Annotated in this window: 7 protein-coding genes; 2 read left to right on the plus strand and 5 right to left on the minus strand. The window is 71.8% G+C overall.

Going from position 1 to position 7,658, the window contains the following annotated elements:
• Positions 1 to 29: 29 nt before the first annotated feature.
• From AB0P17_RS40300 to AB0P17_RS40320, 5 genes are all read right to left on the minus strand, one after another.
• Positions 30 to 1,058, minus strand: a complete 1,029-nt coding sequence (locus tag AB0P17_RS40300) for an ABC transporter permease (protein ID WP_365819550.1) — start codon at positions 1,056 to 1,058, stop codon at positions 30 to 32.
• Complete coding sequence (locus AB0P17_RS40305) at positions 1,055 to 2,821, minus strand: sugar ABC transporter ATP-binding protein (RefSeq protein WP_365819552.1); 1,767 nt, start codon at positions 2,819 to 2,821, stop codon at positions 1,055 to 1,057. The genes AB0P17_RS40300 and AB0P17_RS40305 overlap by 4 nt, the downstream gene beginning before the upstream one ends.
• A 2-nt stretch (positions 2,822 to 2,823) precedes the next feature.
• Positions 2,824 to 3,903: a sugar ABC transporter substrate-binding protein gene (locus AB0P17_RS40310; RefSeq protein WP_365819554.1), complete on the minus strand. Its 1,080-nt coding sequence runs from the start codon at positions 3,901 to 3,903 to the stop codon at positions 2,824 to 2,826.
• Positions 3,904 to 4,024: 121 nt separating this feature from the next.
• Positions 4,025 to 4,801 (minus strand): SDR family oxidoreductase, encoded by a 777-nt coding sequence (locus AB0P17_RS40315; protein ID WP_365819557.1) that lies wholly within the window; start codon positions 4,799 to 4,801, stop codon positions 4,025 to 4,027.
• On the minus strand, positions 4,798 to 6,117 hold the full coding sequence (locus AB0P17_RS40320) for an enolase C-terminal domain-like protein (RefSeq protein WP_365819559.1): 1,320 nt from the start codon (positions 6,115 to 6,117) through the stop codon (positions 4,798 to 4,800). The genes AB0P17_RS40315 and AB0P17_RS40320 overlap by 4 nt, the downstream gene beginning before the upstream one ends.
• 305 nt (positions 6,118 to 6,422) lie before the next feature.
• On the opposite strand from AB0P17_RS40320, the gene AB0P17_RS40325 reads away from it, so the two are divergent.
• Positions 6,423 to 7,520 carry a PAC2 family protein gene (locus AB0P17_RS40325; protein ID WP_365819561.1) on the plus strand — a complete coding sequence of 366 codons (1,098 nt, stop codon included), beginning with the start codon at positions 6,423 to 6,425 and terminating at the stop codon, positions 7,518 to 7,520.
• Positions 7,521 to 7,577: 57 nt separating this feature from the next.
• Positions 7,578 to 7,658 (plus strand): Beta-galactosidase C-terminal domain (locus AB0P17_RS40330; RefSeq protein WP_365819565.1); only part of this gene is annotated, 81 nt, incomplete at its 3' end.

Here is a 7,658-nt window from a genome sequence, read left to right on the forward strand (position 1 = left end):
TGTCCGTGGAGGGGCGCCGCGGGCGATGGTCAGTCCTGCTTCTCGCCGCTCGCGAAGCGGGAGATGACCAGGGCGACGATGATGATGGCGCCGTTCAGGAACTGGTTCCAGAGCGCCGGCACCCCGCCGAGCGTCATCACGTTGACCACCAGCTGAAGGGTGAGCACCCCGGTCAGCGCGCCGAAGAGCGTGCCGCGCCCGCCCTTCAGGCTGATGCCTCCGATGACCGCGGCCGCGAAGACCTGGAAGATCCAGCCGTTGCCCTGGGTGGCCGCGACCGAACCGTAGTGACCGGTGTAGAGGATGCCGGCGAACGCCGCCAGCAGTCCGCCGATCGCCAGCACGATCCAGGTGACGCGGTCCACCCGGATCCCGGCGGCGCGGGCCGCCTCCGGGTTGCCGCCGATCGCGTACAGCGCCCGTCCGTGGCGCAGCCAGGCCAGCGCGGCGCCGCCCACCGCGAAGAGCACCAGGCAGATCCAGACGGCGGCCGGCGCGCCCAGCCAGTCGGTCTTGCCGAGGTAGCGGAAGGACTCCGGCACATCGGTGATCGACTTGCCCTCGGTGATGCCGATGTGGAGGCCGCGCAGCATGGTGAGCATGCCGAGCGTGGCGATGAAGCCGTTGACGCGCAGCTTCAGCATGAGGAAGCCGTTGATCCCGCCGATGGCCATCCCGACGAGCAGACAGACCGGAATGGCCGCCCAGACGGGCAGCAGCCCGAGTCCGGCGAACCGGCCGCCCTCCGAGGGGAGCACCAGCCACATGGCGAGGACGGGCGCGATCCCGATCGTCGACTCCAGCGACAGGTCCATCCGGCCGCAGATCAGGATCAGCGCCTGGCCGAGGACGAGCAGGCTCAGCTCCGAGGACTGCTGGACGACGCTGATCAGATTGCCGGAGGTGAGGAAGACCGGCGAGACGATGAAGCCGATCACCATCAGCACCAGGATCACCGGCACGAGCGAGAAGTCGCTCCACCGGATCAGCCGGAGCCGGTGGAGCGGGCTCGTCTCCTCGGGGCCGGCCGCCACCCGCGGCCGCAGAGTCTCCGTCATCGCCGCTCTCCCGCGTCGTCCGTGCCCGCCATGCCGACCGTGTCCTCCGTAACCTGTGTGCCGCCCGTAACCCGTGTGCCGCCCGTAACCCGTGTGCCGCCCGTAACCTGTGTGCCGCCCGTAACCTGTGTGCCGCCCGTACCGTCGGCGGCGTCGTCACCCCGCGCGCCGTCCGTACGTTCCGTGCCGCCCACGCCTTCCATGGCCGCCACCAGTTCCCGGTCGGTCCAGTCGCTCCCGAACGAGGCCACCACCCGCCCGTGGAAGAGGGCGAGCACCCGGTCGCACACCCGCAGATCGTCCAGCTCATCGGAGATGATCATGGCCGCGCGGCCCTCGTCGGCCACCCCGCGCACCACACCGAGCAGCGCGTCCTTGGACTTGACGTCGACCCCCGCCGTGGGCCGTACGGCGATGAGCGCGCCGGGTCCGCGCGCCAGGGCGCGGGCGACCACGACCTTCTGCTGATTGCCGCCCGACAGGCCGGAGACGGGCTGGCCGGGGCCGCGCGTCCTGATGTCCAGTGAGTCGATCATGGACTGGGCGAACTCCCGGGTCCGCCCGGGCAGTACGGTCCCCCACGGGCCGAGCCGGCCGGTGACCGTGAGCGTGGCGTTCTCCGCGACGCTGCGGTCGGGGATCAGGCCTTGACGGTGCCGGTCCTCGGGGATGTAGCCGATGCCCGCGTCCAGCGCGTCCGGGACGCTGCCCGGCCGCACCGTACGGCCGTGCACCGCGATCCGGCCCGCGGTCGCCGCCCGCATCCCCGCGAGGGTCTCGCCGAACGCGGTGGTGCCGGCGGCCGTGGCACCGGCCAGGCCGAGCACCTCGCCGGGATGCACGGCGAGGTCCAGCGGCCCGAACTCCCCGGCGAGGGTGAGCCCTTCGACCTCCAGTACGGGCGGCTCGCCCGCCGGGTCCGGCAGGTCCGCGCGCCGGGCGCCCCGGGTGGCGGCCGTCCGCGCGGCGTCCCCGGTCATCGCGGCCACCAGTTCCGTACGGGGGAGCGAGTCGACCGGGGCGGTCAGGACATGGCGCGCGTCACGGTAGACGGTGACGGTGGTGCACAGGTCGTACACCTCCTGGAGGTGGTGGGAGATGAAGAGGAACGCCACGCCCTGGCCGCGCAGTTCCTGGAGTTTGACGAAGAGCCGCTGGATGCCGCGGGCGTCGAGCTGTGCGGTCGGCTCGTCGAGGATGATCAGCCGGGCGCCGAAGGAGAGGGCCCGCGCGATCTCGACGAACTGCCGCTGCTCGACCGGGAGATCCTTGGCGCGGGCGTCCGGGTCGGCCTCGACACCGTACTCCGCGAGCAGGTCACGGGCGCGGCGGCGCAGTCCGCGCCAGTCGATGAGACGGCCCCCGCCGGAGCGGGAGCCGGGGCCCGTCAGGCCGTAGTGGTTGAGGAACAGGTTCTCGGCGACGGTCAGATCGGGCACGATCATCGGCTTCTGGTAGACGCAGGCGACCTTGGTCCGCCAGGCCGCGGTGTCCCCGGCGGCGGGCGCGGGCGCGCCGCCGAAGCGCACCTCTCCCGCGTCGGGCCGGTGCAGCCCGGTCAGGACGCCGACCAGGGTGGACTTGCCCGCGCCGTTGCGGCCGACGAGGGCGTGCGACTCGCCGGGGCCGACGGTGATGCCGACCCCGGCGAGCGCGACGGTGGGCCCGAAGCGTTTGACGATGCCCTCGGCCCGTACGGCGGGCGGCGGGACGACCCCGCCGCCCGCCGCCGTGGCCTCGGGGGATGTGCTCGGCGGTGCCACGGCTACTCCCCCGCGTCGAGCTGGTTGGCCCACAGCTTCGGGTCGTCCACGTTCTCCTTGGTCACCAGCGGCGCGGGGAGCTGGTCCTCGAAACCGCCCGGGATCTTGATGACCGTGGAGCCGTGGTCGGTCGGCCCGGCCGCGGGTTTCTTGCCCGCCAGTGCCTGCTTCGCCCAGTACAGCGCGTACGAGGCGTACAGGTCGGCCGGCTGCGAGACCGTGGCGTCGATCTTCCCGGCCCGGATGGCGTCGAGTTCCTCGGGGATGCCGTCGTTGGAGACGATCGCGATGTGTCCGGGCTCGTCCGGCGCCTTGAGCAGCTTCTTCTGCTCCAGCAGCGCCAGGGTGGGCTGGAGGAAGACACCGCCCGCCTGCATGTAGATGCCGCCCAGGTCGGGGTGGGCGGCGAGGGTGGACTGGAGCTTGGCGGAGGCGACGTCGCCCTTCCATTCGGTGGCCAGCTCGAAGACCTTGATGCCGGGGAACTTCTCGGCCATACAGCTCTTGAACGCCTCGGAGCGGTCCCGGCCGTTGATCGAGGCGAGGTCGCCCTGGAACTCGGCGACCTTGCCCTTGCCCTTCAGCCGCTCGCCCAGGAACTGGCAGGCCTTCTCGCCGTACGCGCGGTTGTCGGCCCGTACGACCATGTACACCTCGCCCTGGTCGGGGCGGGTGTCCACGCTGATGACGGGGATCTTCTTCTCGGCGAGCGTGCTCAGCGTCTCGGCGATCGCCCCGGTGTCCTGCGGGGCCATGACGACGGCCTTGGCGCCCTGGTCGGTGAAGACCTGGACGTTCGAGACGAGCTTTCCGATGTCGTTCTGCGAGTTGGTCAGCGGAAGGGCGCGGACCTCGCCGGCCTTCACGCCCTTCTCGATGTACTGCTGGTAGGAGTTCCAGAAGTCGCTGTCGCTGCGCGGCAGATCGATGCCGACCGCGCCGCCGTCGCTCCCCTTTCCGCCTTCCTGGTCACGGTTGCAGCCCGTCAGGGCCGCCACGAGCACAAGTAATAAGGCGCAGGCCGAGGTGGTGGCCGTACGGGGTCTGCGGAGTGGGGAGCGCCCCACGGTGTGTCCCGGCATGGAAGTCACGTTCCTTGTCACTTCGGTGTGAGTGCGGGGTGCGCTGTTCTCAGGGGGCGTGGTTTCGGGGGCGGGCCGGAGCCTCGGGGGCGGGGCGGGGTTTCGGAGGCGGGTCGGGTCCTCAGGGGGCGGGGCGCAGGCGGAGTCCCTGCATTCCGCCGTCGACGGCGAGCGCCGTGCCGGTGACGGCCGCCGCGGCCGGCCCGGCGAGATAGGCGACCGCCGCGGCGACCTCGTCCGCGGTGACCAGCCGTCCCGTGGGCTGGCGCGCCTCCAGGGCGGCGCGCTCGGCCGCGGGGTCCTGGGCCTGGTCGAGCAGCCGGCCGACCCACGGTGTGTCGGCGGTGCCCGGGTTGACGCAGTTGACGCGGATGCCCTCCCGTACGTGGTCGGCGGCCATCGCCATGGTCAGCGAGAGGACCGCGCCCTTGCTCGCCGAGTACAGGGCGCGCTGCGGCAGCCCGGCGGTGGCGGCGATGGAGCAGGTGTGGGTGATGGAGACGGCGCCGGGGCGGGCGGTGGCCGCGTGGCGCAGATGAGGCAGGGCGTGCCGGGCCGTACGGACCATGCCGAGGACGTTGATGTCGAGGACGCGGCTCCACTCGTCGTCCGGGTTGTCCTCGACGGTGCCGATGGCGCCGATCCCCGCGTTGGAGACGAGGGTGTGCAGGGCGCCGAACTCCGCCGCCGCCGCGTCGACCGCGGCCTTCACGGCGGCGTCGTCGGTGACGTCGGCCGCCAGGGGCAGGGTCCCGGCGGGTGCCCCCGCGGTGTCCCGGTCCAGTACGGCGACCCAGGCGCCGCGCTCCAGGAGCAGGGTCGCGATGGCCGCGCCGATGCCCGAAGCGCCGCCGGTCACCAGGGCGCAGAGCCCGTCGAAGTCGCGTGCGGCCGTCATGAAGTGATCTCCTCGGTGGTGCGGCGGGCCTGCCAGACGGGCCCTTCCGGGTAGCGGTGCGCGGCGATCGACTCGGGGAGCATGCGGGCGGAGAAGCCCGGCGCGCCGGGGGCGGCGTACCGTCCCGAGACGATCACCACGGGGTCGGCGAAGTGTTCGTGGAGGTGGTCGACGTACTCGATGACCCGGCCCTCCCGGGTACCGGAGACGGCGACGTAGTCGAACATCGCGAGGTGCTGGACGAGTTCGCAGAGGCCGACGCCGCCGGCGTGCGGGCAGACGGGCACGCCGTACTTGGCGGCGAGCAGCAGGATCGCCAGGTTCTCGTTGACGCCGGCGACACGGGCCGCGTCGATCTGGACGTAGTCGACGGCGCCGGCCTGGAGGAGCTGCTTGAAGACGACCCGGTTGGCGACGTGCTCACCGGTGGCCACCTTGACCGGCTGGCCGGCCCGTACGGCGGCGTGGCCGAGGATGTCGTCGGGGCTGGTGGGCTCCTCGATCCAGTGCGGGTCGTACGGGGCGAGGGCGGCCAGCCGGTGCAGCGCCTCGGGCACGTCCCAGCGCTGGTTGGCGTCGACGGCGATCCGCACGGCGGGGCCGACGGCGGCGCGGGCCAGTTTCATCCGCCGGATGTCGTCGGCGAGATCGCCGCCCACCTTGAGCTTGATCTGCTCGAACCCATCGGCGACGGCCTGTTCCGCGAGGGTGACCAGCTTGCTGTCGGAGTAGCCGAGCCAGCCGGGCGAGGTGGTGTACGCGGGGTAGCCCTCGGCGCGCAGCAGGGCGGACCGCTCGGCGCGGCCGGGCTCGGCGGCGCGCAGGATGGCCAGCGCGTCGTCCGGGGTGAGGACGTCGGTGAGGTAGCGGAAGTCGACGAGCGAGACCAGTTCCTCGGGCGTCATGGTGGCGAGGAACTCCCAGACGGGCAGTCCCGCGCTCCTGGCGGCCAGGTCCCAGGCGGCGTTGACGACGGCGCCCGCGGCCATGTGCATGACGCCCTTCTCGGGGCCGAGCCAGCGCAGTTGGGAGTCGTGGGTCAGCTCGAAGTAGAGGGCGCCGAGATCGGCCGCGGTGAGCGGCGCCGGTCTTCCGACGACATAAGGGCGCAGCGCCTCGATGGCGGCGGCGGTGATGTCGTTGCCGCGCCCGATCGTGAAGCAGAAGCCGTGTCCCTCGGCGCCGTCCTGGGTACGCAGCACCACGTAGGCGGCCGAGTAGTCGGGGTCGGGGTTCATGGCGTCGGAGCCGTCGAGCTGTTCCGAGGTGGGGAACCGGATGTCGTGTACCTCGAACCCCGTGACGGTCTGGGTCATGCACGCCCCTTTTGAGAAGAAACTTCGAGAAGACAGAGGAGAACGGAGAGGAACATCGGATCTCTTCAGTCATCCGATGTATAGCGCCATTGACGTGCGGACGTCCAGAGCCCGACGTCAATTCACGGTCACAGCTCGGATGAATCGACGGGAGGGTCGGTCATGAACGGCTACGCTCCCCGGCCCGTGCCCCGGTACGGAAAAGTGCACGGAGCGTGTGCGGAGCGTGCACGGGGCTGCGGGCGGGCACCGGTGAAGCCGTAAGGTTGGTGCGTACAAGAGAGAACTTCGGAAGGAGGCACTGGGTGATCGAGCTCGACGGGGTTCCCGAGCTGATCGACCCGGTCATGGTGGCCGCGTTCGAGGGCTGGAACGACGCGGGCGACGCCGCCTCCACAGCGGTGGGTCATCTGGACCGGGAGTGGAAGGGCGAGGTGTTCGCGGCACTCGACGCCGAGGACTACTACGACTTCCAGGTCAACCGGCCCACGGTCTTCATGGAGGGCGGCCTGCGCAAGATCACCTGGCCGACCACCCGGCTCTCCGTGGTGCGGGTCGGCGGCGAGAAGCCCCGTGACCTGGTACTGGTCCGCGGCATCGAACCGTCCATGCGCTGGCGCTCGTTCTGCAACGAACTGCTGGGCTTCGCCCATGAGCTGGGCGTGGAGATGGTGGTCATCCTGGGCGCGCTGCTCGGCGACACCCCGCACACCCGGCCGGTGCCGGTCAGCGGGGTCACCTCGGACACGGACCTGGCCAGGACGATGGATCTGGAGGAGACGCGGTACGAGGGGCCGACCGGCATCGTCGGCATCCTCCAGGAGGCGTGTACGCACGCCGGTGTGCCCGCGGTGAGCCTGTGGGCCGCCGTACCGCACTACGTGTCGCAGCCGCCCAACCCGAAGGCGACGCTGGCGCTGCTCAACCGCCTGGAGGACCTGATCGGTCTGCGGATCCCGCTGGGCGAACTGGCCGAGGACGCCCGGGCCTGGCAGCTCGGGGTGGACCAACTGGCCGCCGAGGACAGTGAGGTGGCGGAGTACGTCCAGTCGCTGGAGGAGGCGCGGGACACCGCGGAGCTTCCCGAGGCGTCCGGCGAGGCCATCGCCCGGGAGTTCGAGCGGTATCTGCGGCGCCGGGACGGCGGCCCCGGCCAGGCACCGGGCAGCCACGCCACGGAGAGCGGTGACGGGCCGTCGTTCCTGCGGGACGCGCCGGGCGGCCGGGAAGCCCCGGGCGGCCGCGCCCGTCCGCCGCGACCGCCGCGCGGCGGCGCCGGTCCGGACAAGGGCCCCGGCCCGTCCGGGCCTTCGGGTCCCCCGGGGTCCTCCGCGCAGGAGAAGGACCAGGGTCCGGGGCAGGAACGCGAGCAGGGTGACGACGGAGATCCGTCCGAGGACTGATCGCGGCCGCCGTACACGGCAGCGGACCGGTGGAGGACACGGAGGGGGGTCGAGCTGGTGGTGCGCGGCCACGGCGACACCGCCTACTGGTTCCTCGTCAACCGCACCGACGAGTCCGTCGAACTCCCCGGTGTGGAC

Origin of the sequence: Streptomyces sp. NPDC088124, from assembly GCF_040685895.1 — a bacterium.
Classification (GTDB): Bacteria; Actinomycetota; Actinomycetes; order Streptomycetales; family Streptomycetaceae; genus Streptomyces.